The 26478-nt window shown below is 44.1% G+C and carries 27 protein-coding genes and 1 pseudogene; 12 read left to right on the top strand and 16 right to left on the bottom strand.

Going from position 1 to position 26478, the window contains the following annotated elements; all coding sequences use genetic code 11:
* Positions 1-17: 17 nt before the first annotated feature.
* Positions 18-713, bottom strand: coding sequence for a tetratricopeptide repeat protein (locus H9653_RS03160; protein ID WP_191690400.1), 696 nt, complete (start codon positions 711-713; stop codon positions 18-20).
* 293 nt (positions 714-1006) lie between these two features.
* Here H9653_RS03160 and H9653_RS03155 point away from each other — a divergent pair.
* Positions 1007-1204: pseudogene (locus H9653_RS03155) on the top strand (NAD(P)-binding protein); the annotation flags it as partial.
* Here the strand turns inward: H9653_RS03155 and H9653_RS12435 are convergent.
* Together H9653_RS12435 and H9653_RS03145 are read right to left on the bottom strand one after the other, a co-directional pair.
* Positions 1143-1472 (bottom strand): M48 family metalloprotease, encoded by a 330-nt coding sequence (locus H9653_RS12435; RefSeq protein ID WP_225211584.1) that lies wholly within the window; start codon positions 1470-1472, stop codon positions 1143-1145. The pseudogene H9653_RS03155 and the gene H9653_RS12435 sit on opposite strands and share 62 nt — an antisense overlap.
* Before the next feature lie 543 nt (positions 1473-2015).
* Entirely contained in the window at positions 2016-2297 is a 282-nt protein-coding gene (locus H9653_RS03145; protein ID WP_191690396.1) for a DUF503 domain-containing protein, read from the bottom strand.
* Between the two features lie 163 nt (positions 2298-2460).
* On the opposite strand from H9653_RS03145, the gene H9653_RS03140 reads away from it, so the two are divergent.
* The 3 genes from H9653_RS03140 to gorA all read left to right on the top strand — a co-directional run bounded on the left by H9653_RS03140 (position 2461) and on the right by gorA (position 5260).
* On the top strand, positions 2461-3252 hold the full coding sequence (locus tag H9653_RS03140) for a threonine/serine exporter family protein (RefSeq protein WP_068403911.1): 792 nt from the start codon (positions 2461-2463) through the stop codon (positions 3250-3252).
* A 1-nt stretch (position 3253) separates the two neighbouring features.
* Positions 3254-3706 carry a threonine/serine exporter family protein gene (locus tag H9653_RS03135; RefSeq protein WP_011280954.1) on the top strand — a complete coding sequence of 151 codons (453 nt, stop codon included), beginning with the start codon at positions 3254-3256 and terminating at the stop codon, positions 3704-3706.
* Between the two features lie 198 nt (positions 3707-3904).
* A complete protein-coding gene (gorA, locus tag H9653_RS03130; RefSeq protein WP_191690394.1) occupies positions 3905-5260 on the top strand; it encodes a glutathione-disulfide reductase in 1356 nt (451 codons plus the stop codon).
* 107 nt (positions 5261-5367) lie between these two features.
* Here the strand turns inward: gorA and H9653_RS03125 are convergent, their stop codons facing one another.
* Positions 5368-5745: a hypothetical protein gene (locus H9653_RS03125; protein WP_318242143.1), complete on the bottom strand. Its 378-nt coding sequence runs from the start codon at positions 5743-5745 to the stop codon at positions 5368-5370.
* A gap of 107 nt (positions 5746-5852) precedes the next feature.
* Here H9653_RS03125 and H9653_RS03120 point away from each other — a divergent pair, with 107 nt between their 5' ends.
* On the top strand, positions 5853-6065 hold the full coding sequence (locus tag H9653_RS03120; protein WP_068403915.1) for a hypothetical protein: 213 nt from the start codon (positions 5853-5855) through the stop codon (positions 6063-6065).
* An 80-nt stretch (positions 6066-6145) separates the two neighbouring features.
* Here H9653_RS03120 and H9653_RS03115 read toward each other — a convergent pair whose 3' ends face one another.
* Entirely contained in the window at positions 6146-6784 is a 639-nt protein-coding gene (locus tag H9653_RS03115; RefSeq protein WP_191690393.1) for a GNAT family N-acetyltransferase, read from the bottom strand.
* A 107-nt stretch (positions 6785-6891) separates the two neighbouring features.
* Complete coding sequence (locus H9653_RS03110; RefSeq protein ID WP_191690391.1) at positions 6892-8499, bottom strand: FAD-dependent oxidoreductase; 1608 nt, start codon at positions 8497-8499, stop codon at positions 6892-6894.
* Positions 8500-8762: 263 nt separating this feature from the next.
* On the opposite strand from H9653_RS03110, the gene truD reads away from it, so the two are divergent.
* Positions 8763-10043, top strand: a complete 1281-nt coding sequence (gene truD, locus H9653_RS03105) for a tRNA pseudouridine(13) synthase TruD (RefSeq protein ID WP_191690389.1) — start codon at positions 8763-8765, stop codon at positions 10041-10043.
* A gap of 3 nt (positions 10044-10046) precedes the next feature.
* Here truD and H9653_RS03100 read toward each other — a convergent pair whose 3' ends face one another.
* Complete coding sequence (locus H9653_RS03100) at positions 10047-11588, bottom strand: GGDEF domain-containing protein (protein ID WP_191690387.1); 1542 nt, start codon at positions 11586-11588, stop codon at positions 10047-10049.
* Positions 11589-11872: 284 nt separating this feature from the next.
* On the bottom strand, positions 11873-12754 hold the full coding sequence (locus H9653_RS03095; RefSeq protein ID WP_191690385.1) for a PHP domain-containing protein: 882 nt from the start codon (positions 12752-12754) through the stop codon (positions 11873-11875).
* Positions 12755-12994: 240 nt separating this feature from the next.
* Here H9653_RS03095 and ispZ point away from each other — a divergent pair, with 240 nt between their 5' ends.
* The 5 genes from ispZ to H9653_RS03070 all read left to right on the top strand — a co-directional run bounded on the left by ispZ (position 12995) and on the right by H9653_RS03070 (position 17530).
* Positions 12995-13546 carry a septation protein IspZ gene (gene ispZ, locus H9653_RS03090; protein WP_191690383.1) on the top strand — a complete coding sequence of 184 codons (552 nt, stop codon included), beginning with the start codon at positions 12995-12997 and terminating at the stop codon, positions 13544-13546.
* A gap of 110 nt (positions 13547-13656) precedes the next feature.
* Positions 13657-14010, top strand: a complete 354-nt coding sequence (locus H9653_RS03085; RefSeq protein WP_191690381.1) for a YciI family protein — start codon at positions 13657-13659, stop codon at positions 14008-14010.
* The gene (locus H9653_RS03080; RefSeq protein WP_318242142.1) at positions 14007-14543 is read left to right on the top strand and encodes a hypothetical protein; all 537 of its coding nucleotides are present in this window, start codon (positions 14007-14009) and stop codon (positions 14541-14543) included. Before H9653_RS03085 ends, H9653_RS03080 begins: the two co-directional genes overlap by 4 nt.
* Before the next feature lie 26 nt (positions 14544-14569).
* Entirely contained in the window at positions 14570-16741 is a 2172-nt protein-coding gene (gene mnmD, locus H9653_RS03075; RefSeq protein WP_191690379.1) for a tRNA (5-methylaminomethyl-2-thiouridine)(34)-methyltransferase MnmD, read from the top strand.
* A 168-nt stretch (positions 16742-16909) separates the two neighbouring features.
* On the top strand, positions 16910-17530 hold the full coding sequence (locus H9653_RS03070; protein ID WP_191690377.1) for a hypothetical protein: 621 nt from the start codon (positions 16910-16912) through the stop codon (positions 17528-17530).
* A 108-nt stretch (positions 17531-17638) separates the two neighbouring features.
* Here H9653_RS03070 and H9653_RS03065 read toward each other — a convergent pair whose 3' ends face one another.
* From H9653_RS03065 to ffh, 7 genes are all read right to left on the bottom strand, one after another.
* Entirely contained in the window at positions 17639-18316 is a 678-nt protein-coding gene (locus H9653_RS03065) for a DUF4112 domain-containing protein (RefSeq protein WP_191690375.1), read from the bottom strand.
* Positions 18309-19226, bottom strand: coding sequence for a 4-hydroxybenzoate octaprenyltransferase (ubiA, locus tag H9653_RS03060; RefSeq protein WP_191690373.1), 918 nt, complete (start codon positions 19224-19226; stop codon positions 18309-18311). Before ubiA ends, H9653_RS03065 begins: the two co-directional genes overlap by 8 nt.
* Before the next feature lie 75 nt (positions 19227-19301).
* A complete protein-coding gene (locus tag H9653_RS03055) occupies positions 19302-19544 on the bottom strand; it encodes a hypothetical protein (RefSeq protein ID WP_144296632.1) in 243 nt (80 codons plus the stop codon).
* 67 nt (positions 19545-19611) lie between these two features.
* A complete protein-coding gene (locus H9653_RS03050; protein WP_191690372.1) occupies positions 19612-20514 on the bottom strand; it encodes a class I SAM-dependent methyltransferase in 903 nt (300 codons plus the stop codon).
* An 82-nt stretch (positions 20515-20596) separates the two neighbouring features.
* On the bottom strand, positions 20597-21439 hold the full coding sequence (locus H9653_RS03045; RefSeq protein ID WP_191690370.1) for an undecaprenyl-diphosphate phosphatase: 843 nt from the start codon (positions 21437-21439) through the stop codon (positions 20597-20599).
* Positions 21440-21551: 112 nt separating this feature from the next.
* Positions 21552-22235 (bottom strand): tRNA (adenosine(37)-N6)-threonylcarbamoyltransferase complex dimerization subunit type 1 TsaB, encoded by a 684-nt coding sequence (gene tsaB / locus H9653_RS03040; RefSeq protein WP_191690486.1) that lies wholly within the window; start codon positions 22233-22235, stop codon positions 21552-21554.
* 219 nt (positions 22236-22454) lie between these two features.
* Positions 22455-23996 carry a signal recognition particle protein gene (ffh, locus tag H9653_RS03035; protein WP_191690368.1) on the bottom strand — a complete coding sequence of 514 codons (1542 nt, stop codon included), beginning with the start codon at positions 23994-23996 and terminating at the stop codon, positions 22455-22457.
* A 376-nt stretch (positions 23997-24372) separates the two neighbouring features.
* On the opposite strand from ffh, the gene H9653_RS03030 reads away from it, so the two are divergent.
* Complete coding sequence (locus H9653_RS03030; RefSeq protein WP_191690484.1) at positions 24373-25179, top strand: cytochrome C assembly family protein; 807 nt, start codon at positions 24373-24375, stop codon at positions 25177-25179.
* A 112-nt stretch (positions 25180-25291) separates the two neighbouring features.
* Here the strand turns inward: H9653_RS03030 and purU are convergent, their stop codons facing one another.
* Positions 25292-26257 carry a formyltetrahydrofolate deformylase gene (gene purU / locus H9653_RS03025; protein WP_225211575.1) on the bottom strand — a complete coding sequence of 322 codons (966 nt, stop codon included), beginning with the start codon at positions 26255-26257 and terminating at the stop codon, positions 25292-25294.
* Positions 26258-26478 lie beyond the last annotated feature (221 nt).

Raw genomic sequence — 26478 nt, 5'->3', positions numbered from 1 at the left:
TCTTATTACAAAAACATTTATTCATTAAAAAGAAGCTTATTGTAGTTATTACACCCCTTTTGTCCCCCATTAGCACATGATTCAGCAAATAAGCTCTTAGCCTTTTGAAGATCCTGCGGAACACCTTCGCCCTTAAAATACATTTGACCTAGATTGTTTTGCGCTTTTGAATCACCTTGCCTAGCTGCTTTTTGAAACCACTCCACAGACTTTTGATGGTCTTGAGGGACTATACTGCCTGATAAATAAACGTATCCCAAATATGATTGGGCCATTGCATAACCCTGATTAGCTGATTTTTGCAACCAATATAAAGCTTTCTGGGAGTCCTGTTCAAGACCATCACCCTTACTGTATTTTAAGCCTAAACTATATTGCGCTCTTACGTCTCCTTGATGAGCTGACTTTTGAAACCAGTCGAAAGCTTTCTCATAATTCTTCGGGACACCGTCACCCTTGTAATACATGAGACCTAAATCATATTGTGCTATTGCATTACCTTGATTAGCTGACTTCTGAAACCAGTTGAAAGCTTTTTGATAATCCTTAGGAATACCATTACCTTGAACATACATGAGACCTAAATTTAATTGTGCCTCTGAATCACCTTGATTGGCAAGACGTTGTAAGTCGTTAAAACTTGCACCCATAGCGGATACAGATAGTAAAGTCGCACATGCGAAAACGGGCAATTTGTCTCTTAAATACTTCATAGTATATCTCTACTCAATATTATTATTTTAAATGCCTTAGTATTTAAAATTAAGAACTTGTCTATGTTAAGATAATCAAATATTATACAGAAAACAAATAAAAAACACACTTGAACACATGGTAAGAACATAAACATATCAGCATCGAAAGCAGCTAAACAATGGGGGCTTTAGTGAGAACTGTCACCTACAAAAATATAAATAATGGCGAACTTTCAATAAACACAGAAAAGAACATAAGCAATTCCTATTTCTATAAAAGAAGATATAAGTAATAAGAAAAAGGGAGACCCATGCCCTCAAAACCAACCACTAAAATATTCGATGTCATCGTCATCGGCGGCGGTCAAGCCGGCTTAGCGGTTGGCTACTATCTAAGACGTGCCAGCCGAAAACAAACCCTCGACTTTATTATCCTAGACAATCAACCTAAAAGCGGTGGCGCTTGGCAACACTTCTGGCCATCATTACGCCTGTTTTTTCCTGTATCGCAGCACCACCTAATTGAAGCGCTAAGCCGGTCAGAATTTTTTGCCCAGCATCTTTTTTACTGTGCTCAGATAATGCATGGGTCATTTCGTGTCCCATGATCGCAGCAATCTCTGCATCTGTTAACTTCAACTTTTCTACAATACCGGTGTAAAAAGCCATTTTACCGCCAGGCATTGCCCAAGCGTTTAATTCAGGTGAACGTATAACTGTAACTTGCCAGTCAAAAGGAACACCTGTTGTATTAGCACGAACGGCATAAGGCTTCATACGATTGAAGACATTTTTAACTCGAATAGCAGTGGCAGAAGTATTATCTACTGCGCCTTGACCATTGGCTTTAGAAACCACTTGAGAGTAACTTTTAGCCGCATTAGTATTTAACGTAGCAGTATCGTACCCTGCCATATCAGCTACAGTGGTACAACCTACTAAAGTTGTAATAGTAGTCAAAACTAAAGCACTTTTTATTTTATTAACAGTTTTCATTAAACGTCCTAGTTGAGAAATACAGTCAAATTAAATAGCTCAATTAAAATCATGAAGTTATAAATTTAGAGCTTTACTACCGTAAATTTATATCTTGCATGACCCCGATTGATAGCAATATATAATTGAATATGTAACTGAAATGTAAGTAATGTTTCTGAATTGCTGAAAGAGATTATCATAGCAAAAAACAAAAGTCTATCAACAAATAAACTATAGTTCGTTTTCTAGAGTCAAAATATTTACTTAACTCTCAATTGAAGCATCTAACTGTATTCTTTTAATCAGAGTCGCTGTTCAGAAAGCATCCTTTAATAAATCCTCCTAAACAAACTCTCTCTCAACATTCATCACCCGCGCATCTACCGTCCGCTCTATTTTTTCCTCGATTTGACTGCATTGCGACTCAACCTCACGTTTAGACAGCCCGACAATTACGAACGTCCATTCGCTGGCGTCATGTTGATCCCGCTCACCGCTTTCACATACCGCGACGCTTGGCGTATTGCCAAAACGTGCATGCAAGCCGCCCATCCGTTGGCGTTTTTCTTTTAACGAGCTACAGCCGGGTAGCGCAAAAGTCAGCGTTAAGATAGCGATATGCATTTTATTCTCCTTGCGACAGTGGTTTACGCTTTATAATAGTAGCAAATAAGCACGGCAAGTTATGCTATCGTTACCTTGTTGTCTCGATAGACTATAACCGCTCACACTGTTTATAGTTATACCATTCACAAATATCACAATAGCCAATATGCGTATCTAATCAATGACCTCTATCAGCTACGTACAGCAACAGCACATTACTCGATTATGCGTGCGCTGCGGATTACTGCTTATGCAATATGGCGCTGAGTCTGCCGTGGTGGTGGACTTATCCAAACGCTTAGGGCTTGCCTTGGGGATGAACAGCGTAGAATGTTCGCTGAATTTTAATGCCATTACCTTGACCACTATCTGTGATGAGCGCTGTATCACCACCACCAGAGACACGATCAATCAGAGTATTAATGTCAATTTATTGGTACAAATCCAGCAAATTATCAATAAAACTGAAGCCACTGTCGATGATAATGAGTTGACTCAACGCACTACCCTTGCCTTTGATGAGTTAGATAATAAGTCGGTGTATCCAACATGGTTGGTGGGCATATTTGTTGGGGCGTCTTGTGCTGCGTTTGCTTATCTAAACGGTGGCAGTTGGTCGATTACCGCTGTGACCTTTATCGCGGGTATGGTGGCGATGTTTACCCGTATATATCTGGCCAAGCACCATTTCAATCCCTTTATCACCGTTATCGTGACGGCTTTTATCGCCTCTTTAATTGGGGCAACGACCTATTATTTTGATATTGGTAATAATGCCGATATTGCGGTTGCCTCTAGCGTGCTGTTACTGGTACCAAGCTTTCCTTTGATCAATTCTTTCTCAGATATCCTAAAAGGCTATGTCAATATTGGCGTTGGCCGTGCCGTTTTTACCTATATGTTGACCTTGTCCGCTTGCGTTGGTATCGTCATGGCGCTGGTTTTACTTAGAATACAGCACTGGGGGTTTTAAGATGTGGTTCATTAAAACCGTAGTGTTGTCGTGCATTATTACCCTTGGTTGGACGCTGATGTTTAGCGTGCCCAAACGCTATATTCTGCCGTGTTTGCTGATGACCGCGTTTGGATTTGGGTTAAAAACCGCGCTTGTTTATCAGCACATCCATCTGGTGGTGGCTAGCTTCTTTGGGGCGATGCTTGCCAGCTTTTTGGGTGTCTACTTTTCTAAAAAATATACGCTACCGCCCAAAGCGTTAATTTCACCGAGCGTCATCTGTATGATGCCAGGTATCGCTGCTTATAAGGCGATGGTCAGTATGGTGCAAATTGGTTATTTTGGTTTTTCCGACGAATTATTTAGCCAAATGATGGTGTATTTATTTGAGGCCTTGTTTGTAACCTCGGGATTGGTGCTAGGCTTATCCATTCCCGGACTGTTATTTTATAGGCGGCGTGCTATAGTTTAGATGGGCTTAGATATCAAGCTATTTATGCCTAAATACTTTTATATTCTGATACTAGCTGGCATACCTTTATAATAAAAAACTTGTAAGATTAATAATGATACCCATTACAATAGAGTTCAAAATAACAGAATTAAAAAATAATAGACTGCAAAATTGCACCAATACGCGTTAATACGTACTGAATAAAGAGACTTAACCATGACAAAACATTATGACTATATTTCCATTGGCGGCGGTAGCGGTGGCATTGCCTCGATCAATCGAGCAGCGAGCTATGGCAAAAAATGTGCCATTATCGAAGCCAACCAATTGGGCGGCACTTGCGTAAACTGGGGCTGCGTACCCAAAAAGGTGATGTGGTACGGCGCGCAAGTGGCCGAAGCCATCGTAAAATATGCACCCGATTATGGCTTTGACGTCGAGGTCAAAGGTTTTGACTTTCAAAAACTGGTCCATAGCCGCCAACAATATATCGAAAATATTCATCGCTCTTATGATAACAATCTGGCGAAAAATGGCGTTGAAGTGATAAAAGGCTTTGCTACCTTTGTCGATACTAACACTGTCGAGGTCAATGGCGAGCTGATTACCGCCGACCATATCTTAATCGCGACAGGCGGTCATCCGATTCTCCCCGACATCAAAGGTGCAGAATACGGCATCGATTCTGATGGCTTTTTTGCGTTAAATGAAATGCCAAAACGAGTTGCTATCGTTGGCGCTGGCTATATCGCTGTCGAAATCGCTGGCGTGCTCAATAGCCTTGGTGCTGAGGTGCATCAGTATGTGCGTCAACATTCGCCGCTGCGCTCATTTGACCATACTATCGTGGAAACCTTACTGATAGAGATGGAGCAAGACGGTATCCAGTTGCATACCAATACCACACTCACTGAGATTCATAAAAATGAAGATGGTAGCCTGACGTTATGTACCGCAGATGGTAGCCTTGATACGGTAGATTGCTTGATTTGGGCGATTGGACGTGCGCCCTCAACCGACAATATCAACTTGCAAGTAACCGGCGTTGAGACCACTGAATTTGGCAAAATTAAAGTCGATAAATTTCAAAACACCAATGTCAAAGGCATTTACGCGGTCGGCGATATTATCGAAAACAGCATTGATTTGACGCCAGTGGCTATCGCTGCCGGTCGCAGGCTTTCAGAGCGCTTATTTAACAATAAAACCAATGAGCATCTCAGTTATGACTTGATACCGACGGTCATCTTTACCCACCCTGCTATCGGTACGATTGGCTTGTCTGAAATCGACGCCGTTGAGCAGCATGGCAAAGAAAATATCAAATGCTATAAATCAACATTTACCTCTATGTATAGCGCAGTCACACAGCATCGTCAAAAGTGCGTGATGAAACTGGTGTGCTTGGGTGAAGAAGAAAAGATTATTGGCTTACATGGTATTGGCTACGGTGTCGATGAGATGATTCAGGGCTTTGCGGTGGCGATAAAAATGGGCGCGACGAAAGCTGACTTTGATAACACGGTTGCCATTCACCCGACAGGTTCAGAAGAATTTGTGACCATGCGCTAGTTTTTATAGACCAGATAATATGAGTAAAAAGCTACCTTTAACGAGGTAGCTTTTTTATTAGACGTCATTAAGGCGTTTCTAATATAAATCTTCATTTATCAAAGCGGTTAATTATCCAGCGTCCATTCTCCCTTGGCATGATAAACGTTAAATATGGTTTTATTAGTTCGGCTATTTCCTGCCATCGTTTGGGTGATATCAGCAGTACAGCTATAAGTACGGTTACCCTTGACGCGGTTACAGTCGATATTCTCGACACGCTCAAGCGTTGGCATCATGCGCTCCATCAAACTGCTTATATCTTGCGCCATTTTGTCATTCTTATTATTGCTCGCATTCGTTTTAGCAGCCTGCATTATCTTGATACCTTCTTTATATTGCGCTGCGATCAATTGCTCAACCGTACTGTCAGGAGGCGCTTTAGAATAGGTAACAAAAAATAGTATATATAGGAGGAGTAACGTCAATTTTTTAAACTTTCCCACTTTGACCTCCTGTTATGCTGATAGCGTTTTTCAAACGTAAGAGGCAGATAATTCAGACAGCACAATCACGATACTGCTATGATGCGTTTAATAATCACCGTTGCGAGATGCTTGTGTGGCAGATGTATTTTTCTATATTACCGATTGGTCTTGGCATCATGACCTTGGTCGCCAGCCTAATCGGCTTGTTTGCTTATTTGATGTCCAATGATAATGCCACGCGCCTGCTCGGTTTTAACTGGTTTAAGCGTTTAATTATCGTGGCATTTCTCCTATTGAGTGTCGGTTTATTTATGACCTTTGGCAGCTTTTGGGGTTAATGGCTTTGGCGTTAATTGCTCTGTGGTTCATTGCTCTGAGGTGAATGGCTTTAGATTTAGTAAAACTGATTGACTTATCATTAGCTTACGAGTTTTTCTAATTCTAATAATTCTAAATCTTGGCGCTTAGGTTCGCCATTATTACCGTCGACGGGAAACGGCATGCTATTGCCATTTAACTGATAACCGCGGCGCTGATAATACGCCAAGAGCTCTGGTCGATGACTGAGAATAGACATCGTTAAACGCGCAGGGTTTTGTGCAGGCGTTTGGGTATTTGATTGTAAATGCCGCTGCGCAAATGTCTCTGCCGCCTGCAGTATCTGATGACCGACGCCAAGCCCTTGCAGCTCAGGCAAGACGGCAAACATACCGATATAAGCTTTTTGGTTACCCGCGCGCTGATTTGTAGCGACATCATCTTTTATGTCGACCGCGATACAGCCCAATAGCTCGCCCGTTTCTTTGCCATCACGCTCACCTGTTGTGGTTTTTGGATAAATAAAAACGTAATGCTTTGGGTCATTAATGACAGCCAATAGCTCATCTTTGGTAGTACGAATACCGCCCACCAAATCTGCCTCATTGGTCCAGCCTTCCGCTTGTCGATAACAGCGATTGAGCAATTGCTCGAGTGCGTCGACATCACTTGCTTCAGCTTGACGTAAAAATACGGTTGTTTTGTTTAAGGCTTCTTGAGTGATGTGGTCTTTATTCATAGCATCGGCTTTCCTTTTCCATTCATGTCTTATAAAAATCTATTGTATAAAAGGCTAACTCGGATAACCAAGCCAGCCTTTATAATAATACGTATCCGTTTTTACTACTAGCGCGATAACGCATGGGCTTGCTCGATAATATCAAACCCAGCATTGATTTGCGCGCGCGTTGGCGCGTGACCACGGCGCAGTAGCTCAGAGAAGGCAATCAACTCTTTATCACGGCCAAGTGAGATAGCAGCACTTGCACGGGTGTTTTCTGCTTCGTCATCAAAATAGTACTCAATACAGTCGAATTTACTCGGCGTGCCGAATATAATACTATGGTCAGGCGTTGCGGCATGACCGCTATAGCGTAGGCTATTGCCGTACTGTGCCGTCCAAAAAAATGGAATACGCTCGGCTAAAGAGTTGACATTGTCTTCATTTAAGATAGCAGCGGCCGCAACGATACCGTGTTGCAGGGCCACGCGCCAATGCTCGATACGCATACGCCCCATCTGATTGGTGGCTTTGGCAATATCACCCAGCGCATAGACGCCGTCGCGCAGCTCTAAATAATCGTTAACTTGCACGCCATCAGGATCGTTGACCTCGTCTATTATTTCGGTACGCGGTGCTACACCTGTACCCAATATGATCATGTCGGCGTCAATTTTGTTGCCGTCATCCAAGACAACCCCGCTCACTGTGCCATTATCTTGCGCTATCTCAGCAACGTTGGCACCAAAGGCGAAGTTCACGCCTTTTTCTTTATGCAAATCAATCAGAGCATCACTGATACTTTCGGAGACAATATTACTCATTACCCGAGGGCTACGACCAACGATGGTAATAGAAGCGACCTTCCCCGCCTCCATTAATGCTGACGCCACTTCCATACCGATAAAGCCGGTACCGACGATAACTACCTGCTTGTTTTCACTGGCCTCTTTAATGTCTTTGGCATCATCCATACTACGCAGTGTATAGACTCCCTTGGCATCTGCGCCTTTAAACGGTGGCACTTTTGGCTCAGCGCCTGTCGCCACCACTAAGAAGTCCGCCGTTTGCTCTTCACGTTTACCATCTTCGCCTTTTATGACGATAGTACGCGCGTTTGGTAATACTTCGCTGACAGTTTGGTTTAAGCGCAAATCAATATTATTGTTACTCGCCCAATCCGCGCCGCCAAGCATCAAATATTTCTCATTCATTTTACCCGCCAAAAACATCTTGGATAATAAAGGACGATTATAAGGCGCTTTATCATCTTTACTAATCATCGTAATCTTGCCGCCATAGCCGCTATGACGCAGCTGATTGGCGGTCATGAATCCCGCGCCGCCGCCGCCAATGATAATGGTATGAGTATCCATCAGCTTATCATTTTCCACGCGCTTATCTATCTTCGCGGCGGTATTGACGACGATGCTATCGCCCTCATCGCTTAGCTCGTATTGGGTCAAGCCGCGCATCGCAACAGGCTCCAATAACGTACCGTCGCGACTGTCAAAAGTACCGTGATGCCACGGACACACGACGCGATTACCACAGCGCAGCCCCTCACCCAAATCTGCGCCAGCATGCGGACATTTACCATCGAAGGCACTAAATTCGTCCTCATCACGGGTGATTAAAATGATACTATCGTCATCCTGTTTATAGGATTTCATGCCACCATTTGGAATGTCGGCTTTGCTAATGGTGACGGTATGAATCGTTGCTTTACTCATGAGTTATCCTTAACGGTTATTATTAAAATTTATTATTTCCTGCTGCAAATGTACTTTTTATCGGCGTTTTAAATAAAATATTAATGCCAAAAATACGTGATTAAAAAAACCAGATGTCTTGCCAGATACTTTGATACTAGCAAGACCCATTGCCATACGCCATTTTTTTATATACTGACTGCGTTGCAAAACGTAAACTTACCTTTACTACCTCTTTAACGTTTTGCTCTTACCACTTTTTATCAATACAAAAGATACCTTTTATGACTTCTCAAGACGATTTTGCTAACGACTCATTTAATAACGATTCTCCTAATAACAAACTTTTGACTGATAAAACCTTTGATATCTCAAATATTGATATTACCGCCGCCACTGATACAGCCAAATTGCCACAGCCGACGCAGCCGCCTTTAAGGCAAGCGACCTATAAAGCCCATGCCACAGATTTTGTGGTCAATGAGATATTGCCGCTCGCCTTTACGGGCGAAGGTGAGCATTTATGGCTGCATATCGAAAAGCTCGGTATAAATACCGCCTATCTGGCTAAGCTGCTGTCCGAGTGGGCAGAGATTCCACTGCGTGATGTCGGTTACTCGGGGCTAAAAGACCGTCATGCGCTGACGACACAGTGGTTTAGCCTGCGCCTACCAAAAAAGCAATTACCAGAGTCTGAATTTGCGCCCGTCGATATCGGCGCCAATGAATCGCTTACTATCCTTGCACAGCAGTGGCACAATAAAAAACTCAATCGCGGGACCCACCGAGCCAATCAATTTATCATTACCTTGCGTGACATTCAGTTTGCGGACTTAGACCTAGCAGCGACAATGTCTGATCAGAGTTTATCTTCTAGGCAAAACGACAAAGATGCGGTTGAGCAGCATTTGGCCCATATCAGCACAACGGGCGTGCCCAATTATTTTGGTCCGCAGCGCTTTGGCCGTAACGGTAATAATGTCAGAGAAGCATTGGCGTTATTTGCGCGTCCTGTACCAGAAAGTCGTCCGAACCCAAAAAAGAGCAAACGCAAACAGGCGCCGCGCGAGCAAAACAGTATGGAATTGTCCGCGGCGCGTAGTTTGATATTTAATGAGATATTAGCAGCGCGGGTGCGTGATGGTAGCTGGAATGCGGGACTTACCGGTGAAGTGTTTAATTTGGATGGTTCAGGTTCAATATTTGCCAGCGAAGTAATGGACGACACTTTGCAAGCGCGACTTGCCAGCGGTGATATTCATCCAACGGCGGTATTATGGGGCGTGGGTAATGATAAAGTCAGTGGCGCAGCAGCCGCTATCGAAAATAATATCGTACAGAAAAGTCCATTGTTAAGTCAGTTGGCAGCAGGCTTAGAGAAGCGCGATATCAAAGCACAGCGACGCGCGCTAAGATTACCGATTGAAGAATTAAGCTGGGAATGGCAGGACGCAGATGATGGGCTGAGCTTGGTGCTCAGTTTTACTTTAACGACCGGCAGCTTTGCGACCAGTGTACTTTCAAGCTTAGTGCAAAATTTAAACACTTCATCTGGCGTTAGTTAACGATTAGCTAGTCGCATAAAGAACGGCAATTTTGTCTTTTTCTACCGCGAGCATATGGTTGGCACTGACCACCTGATTACGCCCGCGGTCTTTTGCCTCATACAAGGCTTTATCGGCGATACAAATTAAGCGCTGACAAATATCGCTGGGCAGTTGGGCTTGCACTATTTCTTTAGCAGCGCGCTTTCTTCTCTGCGAAATCCTTTTTTGTGCATGGGTCTGTTGTGCGCCTGCTTGGTTTGAACTGTGCGAGCTACGCTCTTGTCTACGCTCTCCTTGCCTACGGTTTTTGCGCGCTTCTGTCAGCGATTGCGTATTTTCTTCTAGCGCTAAAGCTTTATACTCATTTTGAATACGCGCACGCTCTTCATGCGTCAGAGTATAAACCCCTAAACTGGCGGTGATATAAAAATCGACATTATCATCGCTCTTGATGACTTGTTGGGCGATATCTTTGCGTAGCTGTTTCGCAATGGTCATCGCGCCCTCGTGCGTGGTATCTGGCAGCACGATTAAAAACTCTTCGCCGCCATAGCGACTGACAATGCTCTCTTCTGATAAAGAGTTTAATAGGGTTTGAGCAACCTCAGACAGCACTTGGTCGCCAACGTCGTGACCATAATTGTCATTGATATTTTTAAACCAATCTAAATCCAATAAAATCACACTGAAATCTTGCTTATCTCCCATTGCGAGCAGCGCTTGCTGCATCTGCGTCAAACCATAACGGCGGCTTTTTAACTGGGTCAATTCATCTTGATTGGCATACTGCATAATCTCAGCTTTACTGTTATCCAATATCAATAGCAGCGTGCGAAACATATAGATGATAAAAATTGCCTTTGGCAGCGCCATATAAATATGGGTGGTGCGCCAAAAAAATGCTGAAGACAAACGCAGTTGATTAAAGGTCTCCCAACTCAGTATCCCATTTTTAAAAATCGACGCAGAAATGGCATTTTCAATTGATGTCATCTCGCTATAAGTAAGATAGCTATAGCCATCTAAAGGAAAAGAGCTCATCGTCATTTGACGTAGATTGGGTATCGTCAAGCCAAAATAGGGAACCAAAGTGACGAGAAAAATCAGGACAATATGACCCAAAAAGGCTTTCCAGACATAGCGGCGACGTATAAGCATCATACCTAACATCGCGCCGCCAACGAGTGATACTCCCGCGACCAAACTACTGTGACCCATGACTAAAATGACCACGGCAATATAAAGGCTATAAAGCGTGACGATTATCGCTTGCCACTTATATAACGAATCCGTGTCTTTTCTAATCGGCGATAAGCGGCTAACCATCCAAGAAAAAAACAGGACCATCAAGGTGAGCCCTATCCACAAGGGATACAGCACATCCATATTTACGTAGGAGCCATAGATATCTTGGCGCCACCAGACAAATAAACACCATAGCCAATGCGATGACACTTCCAGCAAAATAAACAATGCCAGCAGCGATGCCCTATCAGCAGCTTGCCACTCAAAAATCACTCGCGAGAGTTTTCTGTAGCCTAGATGAGATATCGATACAGCCATAATGGGCTACCGCAGATAATGAAAGTTATTGAGCTAAAACCAAATAAGAAAGTAAAAAGGATGATTTATGTTAGATCTAAACTGACGCATTTAGTGTGGCAATTTTTCTTTTAATTATCAATCTGTTTAAGTGATTTATGCGTCAATATCTGACACCTCATTTTGGCCTATGTTTTTTTAGTAATGATTTTTAATAATGATTTTCAATTATATGGTCAATTTACAATGCCGAGTCACAGGATCGACTTATCATTTTAAATAATAGTTTTGGTTTATACTTTTAACTAAGCCAATGTCGCAAATGACTGCCAAATGCCCTGCTGTTCAGGGTGAAGGTTTGGTACGTCACCCAAACGTCGCCACGGCATATTACTACCATGAAAATCACTGCCGATAGAGGCAGCAAGCTGATGTTCAGCGATACTGCGATCGACCATTCGACGGGTACTAATCGGTTCGCTAGTTGAGGGTAACTCACAAGCATCACCGCCAAGCCCGGCAAATTCTTCGATAAGTTTACGTACGCGAGTGGCAGATAGCTGATAGCGGGTTGGGTGCGCGAGTACCGCCTTGCCGCCGCAAGCGTGAATCAGCTCGATGCCGCGCTGCATGGTTAATGCTTCAATTGCCACGTAAGCGGGCTTATTATCCGCCAGATATTTATCAAAGGCTTTTTGCACGGTTTTTACCTCACCCCGCTCAAACAACACTTGACCAATATGCGCACGCCCTACCGCTTGTGGATTGCCGCCTGCTTTATCGAGCACCGCTTGCCATAGCTCATTATAATCAATATCTAATAGCTCACTGAGTTTTGCAGTGATACGTTGACCGCGCGTGGCACGGCTATCTTGCAACTGCTGCAACGTCGCATGCATTTTATCAAAGTCGGTGAAATCAAGTCCCAACACATGGATAATTTTATTGGTGGATTTATTTTTGCCATAGCCGCCGCTAAGCGTATGCTCGCAGCTAATCTCAACCCCATTGATTAATTGTATATCATAGGCCGCCGCCGCCGCGCGTGCCTCGTCGATACCCATCAAGGTATCATGATCGGTCAGCGCCAGTACATGAATGCCAGCATTATGCGCGCGCTGTACTACCTCGGTCGGCGCATAGGTACCATCAGAGCATGTACTGTGGCAATGTAAGTCGATTTTCATAAAGCTGGCCTTAAGGTGTTGAAAGTGTTGAAAGTGTTGAAAGTGTTGAAAGTGTTGAAAGTGTTGTGCATTCAAATACGCTGTCACTACTGACTATATTATCAGTAAAAAAGGGGAAATGCGGCGAAGATAACGCATGAAGGCAGATCATAACGGATGATTATCCTGTTACTTGCTTTTTTTTGCAGCAGTAGACGTGTAAACTACCCCATACGTTTTTTGTTGGACATCCTATTTGCTATGAAAGCCTTATTAGACTTCATTCCGTTGATCGCGTTTTTTATTGCCGCGCGTTACAATGGCATTTTAGCGGCGGCAGGCGCCTTGCTCGTGGCCACTATTATTATTTATGCCATCCATTTTGTGCGTCAAAAAGGCAAATTTGATAAGCAGCAGTGGGTCGTTTTATTATTAACCATCGTCTTTTGCGGTGGCACGCTGCTATTGCGTGACGACATCTACTTACGCTGGAAGTCGCCTATCATCAACGGTATCTTCGCCGTTACGCTATTGGTCAGTGCCATCATCAATAAGCCACTGATGCAACTGGCGATGAAAGAAGTGTTTTCACTGACCTTAAGTGGCTGGAAAAAACTCACCGTCGCTTGGGCACTGTTTTTTGCCTTTATGGGTTTTTTACATTATATCACGGCATTTACGATGTCTGATGAGGCTTGGATTAACTTTAAAACTTATGGCTGGATTCCAATTATGTTGGTATTTGTGATTGCCCAATTTGCCGTATTAAAAAACCATCTCAATCCAGCATTAACCGATAAAACCACTAAATAGAAGCTATTTCAATCATAATAAAAGACTTAAAAGTATAATGAGACATATTATCATTATTTTTTATTCTGGTTATTAGCGCTTTATACATATTATTTACTTGAGGAAGTCCCATGTCCTTATTTGCTATTATCGGCCACGATGTTGCTGGCAGCAGCGCCCAACGTCAGGTAACACGCGCCGAACACGTTGCCCGCCTGAAAGTATTACAAAGCGAGCAGCGACTCATTATCGCAGGTCCAACGCCCATCGAACACGGTAAAAGCGAGATGTCAGGCAGCTTGATTATTGCTGACTTTGACTCCCTCGATGCTGCGCAAGCATGGGCGAGCGCTGAGCCTTATCTGCGTGATGGCGTCTATAGCCATGTAGATATCAAGCCGTTCCTTCAGACCTTACCTGAACCTACTGACAGCGCTGCAGATAAACCAGCAGACAAGCCAGCAAATAAGGTAACAGTATCGTGATTCAGCAGTTATTATTAAATGGTTCTGTTTCTAATCATACCAGTGAGCACGTTCTTGGCCGCGTCGCTAATCTTAGTGTTGCGAGCTTGTTATTACTTGCTAGCTTATCAGCACAAGCAGCACCAACTGTGACCAATGCTGATCCTGCGGCAAGAACGGCTCCGCTTGCGCCAAATGCTGTATTAGCGCCCAATAGTGTTAATCAACTAGCGTTACCAAATACTGCCTCAAATACGGTCTCTGCTACAGCAGCGAACCAAGCTACTAGTGCTCAGCCTGCGACCAATATTAGCGACACTTTAGCCGCGCAGCTACAACCATCAACTAAAGCGCTCTCTGAAGCCAATCAAGAATTGCTAAGCCGCAATGCCCAGCTTCAGCGTCAAGTCAATGACTTACAAACACAAGTAAACGTTTTGGTTTATGAAAGCAAAGGTCAATTGTTTTTATACGGCGCATTTACGGTGTTAGTGAGCTTATTGGTTGGGATATTTATTTCGTGGTTGGTGTTTGTCCGCCGTGACCGCTGGTAGTAAATCCTCTATAAATGTGATGCTTTATGTCCAAATTTGTGTCTAAACCTGAGTCTAAACCGGCTATATCCAAGCCTACCTCTACCTCTCTTGCCACTTATAAAAAAGCCACCAAGCCCCCTAAGAAACCCGCGCCGCCAGATGTGATTACCCCTGCTAAGATTGGATGGCAAACCGATGATGCTGGCAATCAAGTGCCAGTATCAGGGGAGTTTGGCGATGTGTATTTCTCGCACGCTGATGGCTTAGCAGAATCTCGCCATGTATTTTTAGCCCATAATCAATTACCCGAGCGCCTAGCAAACCTTGCTGATAAGCAATGCTTTACGATTGCTGAATTGGGCTTTGGAACGGGCTTGAATTTTTTAGCGACATGGCAGCTTTGGCGTGAGCTTCGTGCTCAGCAGCCGCAGTTAACAAGCGCGCGCTTACACTTTATCACCACTGAAAAATACCCCATTCCGCTTAACGACTTAACGCAGATACTCGCTTTATGGGCACAGCGCGCCCCTGAACTTGCCGAATTGATTAAAGAGCTTTTAGCCAACTACCCACCGCTGATTGCGGGCTGTCATCGACTAAACTTTATTGACGATAATATCACGCTTGATATTTGGTTAGGCGATGCGGGCGATAGTTTGGCAAGTCTGGCTAGTTTTGAGAGCTTAGCTACTTTAAATACTGAGACTGCTATCAATCGTCCTTACGTTGATGCTTGGTTTTTAGATGGTTTCGCGCCTTCTTGTAATGAGAGCTTGTGGGCGGAGTCGATATTTACCCAGATGCAGCGCTTATCTCGTACTGGTACCACTGCCGCTACTTATAGCTGTGCTGGTATTGTCAAACGTGGCTTGCAAGCGCATGGTTTTAGCATTAAAAAGGTAAAAGGTTTTGGGCGCAAGCGCGAGATGTTAACGGCAGCGATGGCGGACAATACTGAGTTCTTACCTGATTCTTTAGCACTAAATGACGATAACAATATTTGCGTTTTGCCACACCCTCATGACCATACTCCTAATCATACAGTGGTTATTGGTGCAGGCGTTGCGGGACTACTTACGGCTTGGACGCTGGCCAACCGCGGTGTGGCTGTGTCGATAGTAGATAAAGTCGCGCCGCTTGCTGGCGCCTCTGGCAATCCGCGCGCCCTCCTCGCACCAAATATGACACCCATTCATCATGTGTATGAGCACTTGCACTCTATCGGCTATCTCTATAGCGGCAGGTTGTACCGTTATTTCAATCGGCAAGCAGCGCTGCAGCAAACGCCGCTCATACTTGAGCAAACAGGCGCGTTAGACTTGCTAATCAAAACCAATATCGGAACTGTGCAAATTGCCGATTATCCCAATGAAATGGCAACCACGGTTACGATTGAAGAGGCGCAGCAATTAAGCGGCTTAAAAACTAAAGACTTAACGGACAATTTATATTTACCAAAATCTGGATTGGTCAATCCACAAGCGCTAAAAACGCTCATCCTTAAGCACTCAAATATCAATTATCAGCAGCTTAGCGTTACTGATATCAAAGAAGCTGCCAATAAAGTGACGGTGATTGGTGAGAAAGAAAGCGGTATTGATGGTCAAAGTTCTGTCACTATCTGCGCTGACAATATAGTGATTTGCGCCGCCTATGAAAGCCATCAATTAGACAAACGTATTGTTGAGTGCCGTACTATTCGCGGGCAATTATCTTGGTTTACACCTACTGCTGAGCAAGTTGCGGGTTTGCCTAAACTACCGCTCAAATATAGTGGTTATTGCGCGCCCTTTATCGGGCAAAGCGGCGATGCTGAGATAAATAACATTCGCGACAATGAGCCACAGTTTTTATTAGGTGCCAGCTTTGTAGATGCTGACGCCAGTATTGATATCCGCGAAGAAGAAAATCAGCAAAATTATGACAAATTGCTTGAGGATATTCCTGAATTAAGCAATGTCTTGCCAGACGATACCAGCGCATGGCAAGCGCGCGCCGGTGTGCGTACGCAAACGATTGATTATCATCCCTTGGTCGGACGACTTGCCCAAAGTCGCCGCATTTGGACGCTCTCTGCGATGGGTGCAAAAGGTTATGCGCTAGCCCCGATATGCGCTGAAGCATTAGCAGATATGATGCTCGGTTGCTTTCCCCCTTTATCGGTTGTTATGTTAGGGCGGCTGTCATCCAATCGGGCGCGATTGCATAAAGCGTAAAAAGTAACAATTTAACGTTACGCTAACTTTTATCAATATTTATGAAAACGCTCTTAAAGCCAAGGCATGTATTGATAACAGTATAGAAGCAGGCTTAAAGAATAATGCTAGACTAGCCTTAAAGTTTAAAACACTTAAATAACGATGATAAATGGATAGCTATCTATTATGAAAACCGATATTTTTACCTTAGTGAAATCAAAACCCTCCTTTAAAGCAATTTCTATTGCGTTCTTAAGCCTATCACTGCTAAATGCTTGCCAAAAGACGCCAGAACCTGAAACCGTTAATGAAACTGCTGAAGCAACCACCCAAACGACGCCAGTAAGCTCTAATATTAATGCACCGAAAGTTGCTGAAACAAAGCCAAGCGCTACTGATTCGGCAGCCACTTTAGAGCAAGATACAAGCTTAAATGAAACAGAAAACGAGCTTAGCGCAGCGGATACCTCAACAAATAGTGCTGCGATAATGCCCAATCCAGAACAAGCCATCAAAGGCGCGCAAATCACTGATGTCAATTATCGCAGTGCCAGCGGTGAGACGTTATTTGTCATCTTTGAAACCTCAGAAAAAGGCGTACTTAACGCTATCGTCACCTTGCCAAATAAACCAAAAATGACCTTGAGTGCGCCAGAAGGCCAAGGCAATAACCCTACTTATCGCTCAAACGATGGCAGTATTCAGCTGGTCAGTCATGGCGGTGGTAGCAGCATTGATCTTATTCAAAACAATAAAACGACCAGCTTTGAGGCCATCAGTGTAGAAGCAGAAGTCATTACCGAATAGTTTTTAAATAAAAATTTGGCTTAGAACCTGTCAAAAATAATAAATTCAACCCTAAAAAAGGCGGCAAATACTTATCATATTTGCCGCCTTTTTTAATCTACTTTACCTTTAGCCAAAGCCAGTGGTCTTGCTAAACAGACTGACCAGCCAGCTCATCAGAGCCCATAAGCCCCAGCCGATAACCACAATAACGATTAATCCTAATAGGTCAGGGATATGCAGATATAACCAAGCAACGATAGGATTACGCCAAAAGAACGCAAAGCGGCTTTTCTGCTGCCTATCTTCTAATGATTGATGCAAAAACGGCCGATCCATATGCATGGTTTCGGTAATGCCATATTCATCGTGTAGATGCTCGTGCACGATGCTCAATGTCTTACGACTGGGCCGAATAAAAATATCGAGCACCGTACCTATACCCGGTACAATACCAACCACCATATCAATCAGCGCCAATCTAACCGCTGGGGTCATTTTATGCGCAGGTACGCCCAACTGCCGACCTAATATAAAAGCATAGCTGGTCAACGCCAGTCCTGCCAAATCTCCCGCCAGCGGAATGGTCGACAGCGCCGCATCAGCCCCCATGCCTTGTTTGGTAAAGGGAATACGTACGAGCGAATCCATGGTATTGGCAAATTTCGCCAGTTTACGCTCAGTTTCGATGACTTGTGCACGTGTTAATCCATGCGCGTCCAGCTTTGCCTGATAATCGATAACTGGTGCATTAACATCAGATACCTTTCTAGCTTTCGACTTTGAGAGCTTCTTAAAGTTATCCATTAAAAGTCGTCCATAAACACGCGATTGCGATAAGAGCAAAGACGTAACGCCCTACCCATATATTGGCCAAAAACGCCTGAAAACAGGCCAGTGCTTGACGACTGGCACAAGCGCTGTTCTGCTTGGCAAACATCATCGCCACGAGCGCCAAACCAAATACCGGTATCACACCCACACTGGTTGGCGCAAAGTAATGCCACATGACCGCACCCATAATCAGCAAAAACAACGTTTGTAGCAGCGAGATAATAATCACATCGTAGCGGCCAAATAATATCGCCGTTGATTTAACGCCAATTTTTAAATCATCCTCACGATCCGCCATCGCGTACTGGGTATCATAAGCCACGGTCCAGCACATATAAGCGATAAACAATAACCAGCACCAGATATCAGGCGCGCCTTGTATCGCGACATAGGCCATCGGTATTGCCCAACCAAAAGCGGCGGCTAAAAACACTTGCGGCAAATGGGTAAAACGCTTCATAAATGGATAAATAAACGCCAATATAACGGCGCCAAGGGACCAGTATAAAACGACAATAGGCAAAAATAATAGCAAACTGGCACTAAGCAATACCAATACTAAAAAAGCAGCAATGGCTTCTTTAGCAGACAAGCGTCCATCTGCCAATGGACGACCTTTGGTACGGCTGACATGACCGTCGACCTTGCGATCAGCAAAATCATTAATCGCACAGCCTGCCGCGCGCATAAAAATCGCACCGAGCGCAAAAATAACAAAGACTTTAAAACTTGGCAGTCCTGCTACCATGCCTTGCTGCTGCGCTTGACCCATCGCCGCCAGCATTACCCCCCAAAGCGTTGGCCAGAGTAACAGCTCGATACCTACAGGTTTATCAAAGCGCGTTAGTTGTAGGTAGGCTTGTAATTTGTCGTTAAATGTCATGGCGTTTTATTATCATCTATAGAAATTTTATATACTTTTTTGCAGGCTATGGAAATGGGTGAACGAATGAGTGAACTACTGAATTTGTTGCCACAAATTATTAGCCTCAATGAGCGACAACTCAGGATATTGCTTGCGTAAGGCTTTAATGGCAGGGACTTTTTCTTTTTGTACGGCTTGCTGTCGCAAGAACCTCAAGTAATCTTCAGGTCGACTCAATTCTTTTAAGCGCGCTTCCAATCTTAAAATTCTCGTACGCAGCATAATATTTATCAGTAATAGCGCCGCTCCCATTACCCAAATAATTAGTGTCGACATTCCTTGCTCCTAAATTCACTAACTCTAAAAGTTTAAACTGATTCCATGCATGATAACGAAAGGTTTTTTAAACGAAATACCCATCAAAACGTACCGCTTCATTATGCCAGCTTTCGCTTGGTTGTTGATGCGCAAGTAATGGTGCGAGCTGCGGGCGCTTGACGACGACGCGGCCTTGTCCTACACCTTGACTGACGATTGCTTGTGCACTTTGGAGCAACTGCGACTCTTCTTCTAGCGTTGGCGGACGTGCCAATTGGTGCAAAGCTTGCATATGCTTGCCCACTTTCGCACCTTTACCCGTTTTGCTATCTTGATAGCTATCCTCTGGAAACATAGGATCAAGATATACCACATCAATAGTCTGATGGCTATTAGCGGTCAAACCATTACTAGAATCTGTAAAATCAATACTTTCAAAATAACTCAGCGCATCGGTATTGATAATCTGTAGTCGGCGCATCAGCTTTTGCCAATTTGGTAGCGTACTCATCCGCTGCTGTTCAGCTAGCAAAAGCAGCGCTATCAAGGGCTGATGTTCAAGCATAATGACTTGAGCGCCAGTACTGGCTAATATCAGGCTGTCATGCCCAAAGCCTGCCGTCGCATCAATGACCGTGCTATCCGCGGTAATTTTAGCCGCTTGTAGCAGTAACTCAGACTTACGCCCAGCACTCACCACTCGGCGCTGTAGCTTATCCCATTCGGGCGCCACGCTCAGCCCATCGCTTAACCATGACAGTTTATTTTTTTCATCTAATACTAAGATAGGCTGGATAGAATACTGACTTAATTGCTGACGACGTTTTTGATTGAGCTTTTCGCTAAATAACTCAATGTTTAGAATAATAGGCAATTGATGTTTGACTACCAGCGCTTGCAGGCTGGCTATTTGCGCTTGTTGGGCTTCATTGACATAAAAAAGCTGGCAATGCATAAAGTCGCTTGATGTTTGTTGCAAACTGCTCATGATTGCCCTCCCTCTTAATGTTTTACGGTTTAAAACGTTACCGTTAACCCAGTTGAAAATGATAACGCCACATCTTTAAAAATTAGCCTGCCATCTGATAGCCAAAACCCCAAGCGGCAATCAGTACTAATACGCCCGTAACAATACGTAGCCAAGCAAAGATTTTAAAGTCACGACGGCTAACCCAAGCGACCAATAAGCGGATACAAAGTAAAGCGACGACAAATGACACCACGGTGCCGATACCCAATACCAGCCAGTCTTCGCTACTGGTCAACACGTCATGGTGCTTTAATAAATCCAACAATGCTGCGCCAACAATGACAGGTATGCCTAAAAAGAAAGAAAATTCCGCAGACGCCTTACGCGACACGCCAAGCCAGAGGGCGCCGATAATAGTGGCCCCTGAGCGTGAGGTTCCGGGTATCAAAGCCAAACACTGCATCAAACCAATCATTAACGCAGTTTTTAGACTGACGTCTTCTGCTTCTTGGGCAATAATCGTTTTAGGTCGATTTTCGACATAAAATATCAGCAAGCCACCGACAATCAGCATAATCGCTACCACGATAGGGTTAAACAAATATGCCTTAATCTCGTCTGCAAAGGTAAAACCTACAATCATTACCGGAATGGTCGCCACAATTAAGCTTAAACCAAGCTGCCTTGGATTACTCATACCTTCCGCTTTACCAGTCAGTAGCCCCATGAGCGCTTGCCAGAGCCTGCCCCAGTAATCATAAATGACCGCTAAGATAGCACCAAGCTGGACTACCACCACAAACAAATCAACTTTTTCCTTAGTCCAAAAGCTCATCAAATCGGCTGATAAAATCAAATACCCCGTACTAGAGATGGGTAAAAACTCAGTGATACCTTCAACGATACCCATAATGAGCGCTTGGATTAATAACAGTATATCCACAGTTGCTTCCCTAAAAAAACAGCGCTAGCCGCTGTTTTATATTGTTGTTGCTTTTATAATCGTTTATACGTAGAAGTACAAAGTACATTGCTTACTAATCATCATGTAAGCACTATGCCTTACCTTGCTCTTTTAGCGTTTTCCATGCTTGATTGCGCAAGTACTTTGGTAAGGCATTAGCCGCATCGCTACCGCCTGTCTGTATGAATTGAGCGATACCCAATTGCCCAATCACCACCGCGTCTGGCCAAACCTCTTCATGGCAAACTTGTTCGTCATGCGCTTTTAATAGCGGCGCACCGTTACCGACGACAGGCAGATTGGCAGCGGTTTGGCTGCCATAATCAAGTAAGCGCTCGGTATCTTCGCCACTTTCTTGCACGACGGGCTGCATAATATGGTCTATTAGTGCATATTGCCCAAAATATACTTGCTGCATACGCGCATCAAGCGCGCTATAAACTTGCGTCAAACCATACCTTTGATACGCACACTGGGCAATGGCTTGTAAGCTAGAAACCCCCACGCAAGGAATATCGTGGGCGACAGATAAGGCTTGCACCACCGCTGTATTGATTCTGATACCGCTAAAAGCACCGGGGCCACGGTTGAATACCAATGCTTTTATCTGCGCCAGATTGAGCTTAGCTTCAGATAAAGCCGCATCTATCATTGGCAAAATGTGCTGAGTTTGCTCACGTTTGCCTTGTTCGGTATGACTCGATAGCACCTGACCATTGGCATCTAAAATCGCGATCGAACACTGCTCAAATACGGTATCCATTGCTAAAAACATCATTACCTCGGCTTATTTTCTTAATACCACAAAACATGCGCTCATCAATCAGCGCCTATCATAGCATTTAGGATAAAAGAATTTTATCAATTTCTAAACTTTCCTAGTGCATCCATCAATATTTATGCAAATACGTCAGACATAAAAAACCCCAAAACTATTTCAGCCTTGGGGAATTTGTTAAAAAGTAAATACTATATCAATCTGAGCGTCTATTCATTAAAAGCGCGTTTTAAACTTCTTTGGCGCTTGGTTTTGTAGCTCTTGCATCTGTTTTTGCATCTCTTCGGTGCTCGGCATATTGTTTGGGTCCAGTCCCATCTGCTTTGCCATCTGCGCGGGATTTACATCTTTGGCACCGCCTTGCTGACCGCCGCCAAATAACGGACCGCCGCCACCAGCACCGCCGCCGCCCATCAAGCCTTGCATCGACTTCATCATTTTACTGATACCTTCAGGCTTAGAAATCATTTTCATCATTTTTGCCATTTGCTTGTGCTGCTTGAGCAAACGGTTGACGTCTTGAATCTCACGTCCTGAACCTGCGGCAATACGGCGCTTGCGGCTTGGGTTAATCTTATCGGGATTCTTACGCTCAAACGGCGTCATTGAATTAATCAAGGCTTCCATTTCACGTACTTTTTCTTCAGGCTTAGCGTCTTGCACGGCTTTTTGCATATCAGAGCCGCCCATACCCGGCATTTTATCTAAAAAACCTGCCATGCCGCCCATGCTTTTCATTTGCTGAAACTGGGTCAATAGATCCTCAAGGTCGAAGTCGCCGCCCTTTTGCATCTTTTTCGCCATTTTTTCGGCTTTATCACGGTCGATTTTTTGCTCGACTTCTTCAACTAAACTTAGAACGTCACCCATACCAAGGATACGCTGAGCGATACGCTCAGGATGAAATAGTTCGAGGGCGTCGAGTTTTTCACCGCGACCTAAAAACTTAATCGGTTTACCAGTAATGGCGCGCACAGACAATGCTGCACCGCCGCGAGCATCACCGTCGGTCTTGGTTAAGATAACACCCGTCAATGGCAGCGCATCGTTAAAGGCTTTGGCGGTATTGGCGGCATCTTGCCCGGTCATCGCATCGACGACAAACAAGGTTTCAGATGGATTGACCGCCGCAGTCAACGCCTTGATTTCAGCCATCATGGTCTCATCGATAGCCAGACGACCAGCCGTATCAATAATCAAAATATCTTGATATTGGATTTTAGCTTCTTCGATAGCGCGGCGGGCGATATCAATCGGATTTTCATCAACTGTTGAATTGACGAACTTGGCATTGACTTGTCCTGCTACTTGCTCAAGCTGTTTAATAGCTGCTGGGCGGTAAACGTCGGCAGAAACCAGCATCACCTTTTTCTTATGACGCTCTTGTAAAAACTTCGCCAATTTACCAGCGGTGGTGGTTTTACCCGCCCCCTGCAAACCAGCGAGCAGATAAACAACCGGCGGTTTACCCGTCATCTCAAGTTGCTGATTGGCACTGCCCATCATTTCGGTCAGCTCGTCATGGACAATTTTGACAAAGGCTTGTCCTGGCGCCAACTCTTTGAGCACTTCTGCGCCAAGCGCTTGCTCTTTGACACGTTTGACAAAATCACGCGTCACTGGCAGCGCAACGTCGGCTTCTAATAGCGCCATACGCACTTCGCGCAGCGTGTCTTTGATATTATCTTCGGTCAACTGCCCAGTACCGGCGATATTACGCAGGCTCGATGATAAGCGTTCGGTTAAGGTATCAAACATAAATAACTCTCAATTAAAATAATTCTTAGTGAAAACAATCTTTGATAAAAGCAATTCTTAGTAAAAACACTATGACAACAATACGTCGTCAAATTTGGTTCAGCGTTGCTTGCTGATTTACATGATTTGGCTATGCTACAGACGATTAAAAAGTAGCATATTATCAATACTATAGCATTAAGAGGCCATAAAGCTTATAGTCGTTTTGCAAATGGCATTTTTCTAATAAGCGCTGCTGTGCTACAAGCGCTATAATCAATCCGTAAGATGGCGCTCAATTGCTTGCCATTTTATGATAAATTGGAGAATTATTCTAATCATTCTGATAATACCATTTTAGCATTCAATTGAGCGGCGTTTGTGCGCTCATCATGAGATGAGGTTCTTTATCTTGCAACTTGCATTTTTACTGGCTGGCATGGTTTATATTTTGGTCAGCATCTACATCGGCTGGGCGCTGATTCACGATAAACCTATCCACAAGGGCGTGAGCTTAGGTTTATTGGTTGTCGGCATGCTCGCACATGCCGCACTACTCTATCCACATGTGGTCACGCTTTATGGGCTAAATTTCAACTTGTTTAATACCATTAGCCTGATCAGTTTATTTTTCTTATTTTTCTACGTTATTTTTAGCTTATACCGCCCTATTGTCAGTCTTGGTATTTTAGCAGCACCGACGGCACTAGTTGGGATGATAATCGGTTATATCGGCCGCGCGCCCTATCGTCCGATTACAGACATCAGTGTCGGGTTAGAGGCGCATATCCTACTATCACTTGCCGCCTATTGTGTGCTGCTGATGGCAGCGCTGCAAGCGCTATTTTTGCGCTTACAAATACGCGAGCTTAAACACCAGTCGATTCATCGCTTTTGGGTCAATAAACTGCCGTCCTTGCAGAGCATGGAAAGTCTATTGTTCGACATGCTATTGGTCGGCTTTGTGTTGCTCAGTATCGCGCTTGGCATTGGCTTTGTTTATGTAGAAGACCTGATGGCGCAGCACCTTGCTCATAAAACGGTCTTTAGCGTGCTATCTTGGCTGTTATTTGGCGCATTATTATTGGGTAATTGGCGCGCAGGATGGCGTGGTAAACGCGCTGCCAACATGACCATTTATGCATTTATCTTATTAGCAATTGGCTTTGTCGGTAGTAAGTTTGTGTTAGAGATGCTGTTATAAACCCAGTTCTGTGATAGTGGTAATTTGACTAAAAAAAGCCGCCAGTATTAAATACCAATACTGGCGGCCTTTTTTACGCTCTTATTTTGGTTTAACACCGTCTTAAAAAAATCTAATTAAAAACCACGGTTTTATTACCTGCCACAATCACGCGGTTTTGTACATGCCAATTTACTGCGCGCGCTAAGACATTACGCTCGATATCACGGCCAATAGCACGTAATTCTGCCACTCCTTGACGGTGAGTGACACGATGGACGTCTTGCTCAATGATAGGCCCTTGGTCAAGCTCGGCAGTCACATAATGCGCGGTCGCACCAATAAGCTTGACGCCTTTCTCATAAGCCTGACGATAAGGGTCGGCACCGACAAAGGCAGGTAAAAATGAATGGTGAATATTGATGACTTGCATCGGCCAACGCTTGACAAAATCAGATGATAAGATCTGCATATAACGCGCCAATACCAACAAGTCATTGCCTGCCATCAACGTATGAATCTGCTCTTCTGCTTCAGCCTTGTTATCCTTGGTGACTGGCACATAATGGAAAGTGATGCCAAAGTTTTCTACCGCTTGGCGCAAGTCTTCGTGATTACTGACAACAGAGGTAATCTCGCAATCGAGTAATCCTCGCTGATGCCGCCACAGTAAATCTAACAAGGCATGGTCAAACTTTGACACTAAGATGCCAACCTTGGTTTTTATCGCATTGTTATGCAAGCGCCACGCCATATTATGGCGCTTGGCCACCGTATGCCCAAAGCTGGCTTCAAAGTTATCCAGAATTTCGCTCAAGCCTGCTAACGCAAACTCCAAGCGCATAAAGTATTGACCGCCCTCGTAAGCGGTTGAGTACTGATCCAAGGTGATGATGTTCGCGCCATAGCGATGAATAAACTCTGATACTGCTTGTACGATACCTGCCTGATCTTTGCATTTGATCAGCAATGTCGCTGTATCGATAGCCGCTGTCGTTTGCGAAGATTTTGCTGATGTACTTGGCAATGACACAGCTGGTGAGGATACAGCTGCATTGTCGCTTGGTGTGGTGTTGCTTGGTGTTGTTTTACTTAGCATAATGCGCCCAATTCAAAAAACAAAGCTATCAGCTCTACATGGTCATGCTGATAGCAAAAATCTAATAAAAGTATAGGAAACCGACTATTCTAATCGTTTTTGCAAAACTTTGCTGATTGAGTTGCTTGTATTTGGTTATTAAGATTACCCCATTCTCAACTTATTTTTCTAAGGTATTGGTTTACTTAGTTTTTAAAATTACAGTTAAAACAATTAGGATT

This window comes from Psychrobacter communis (assembly GCF_014836505.1).
Classification (GTDB): Bacteria; Pseudomonadota; Gammaproteobacteria; order Pseudomonadales; family Moraxellaceae; genus Psychrobacter; species Psychrobacter faecalis.
This window is presented reverse-complemented; position numbering and strand designations above follow the sequence as displayed.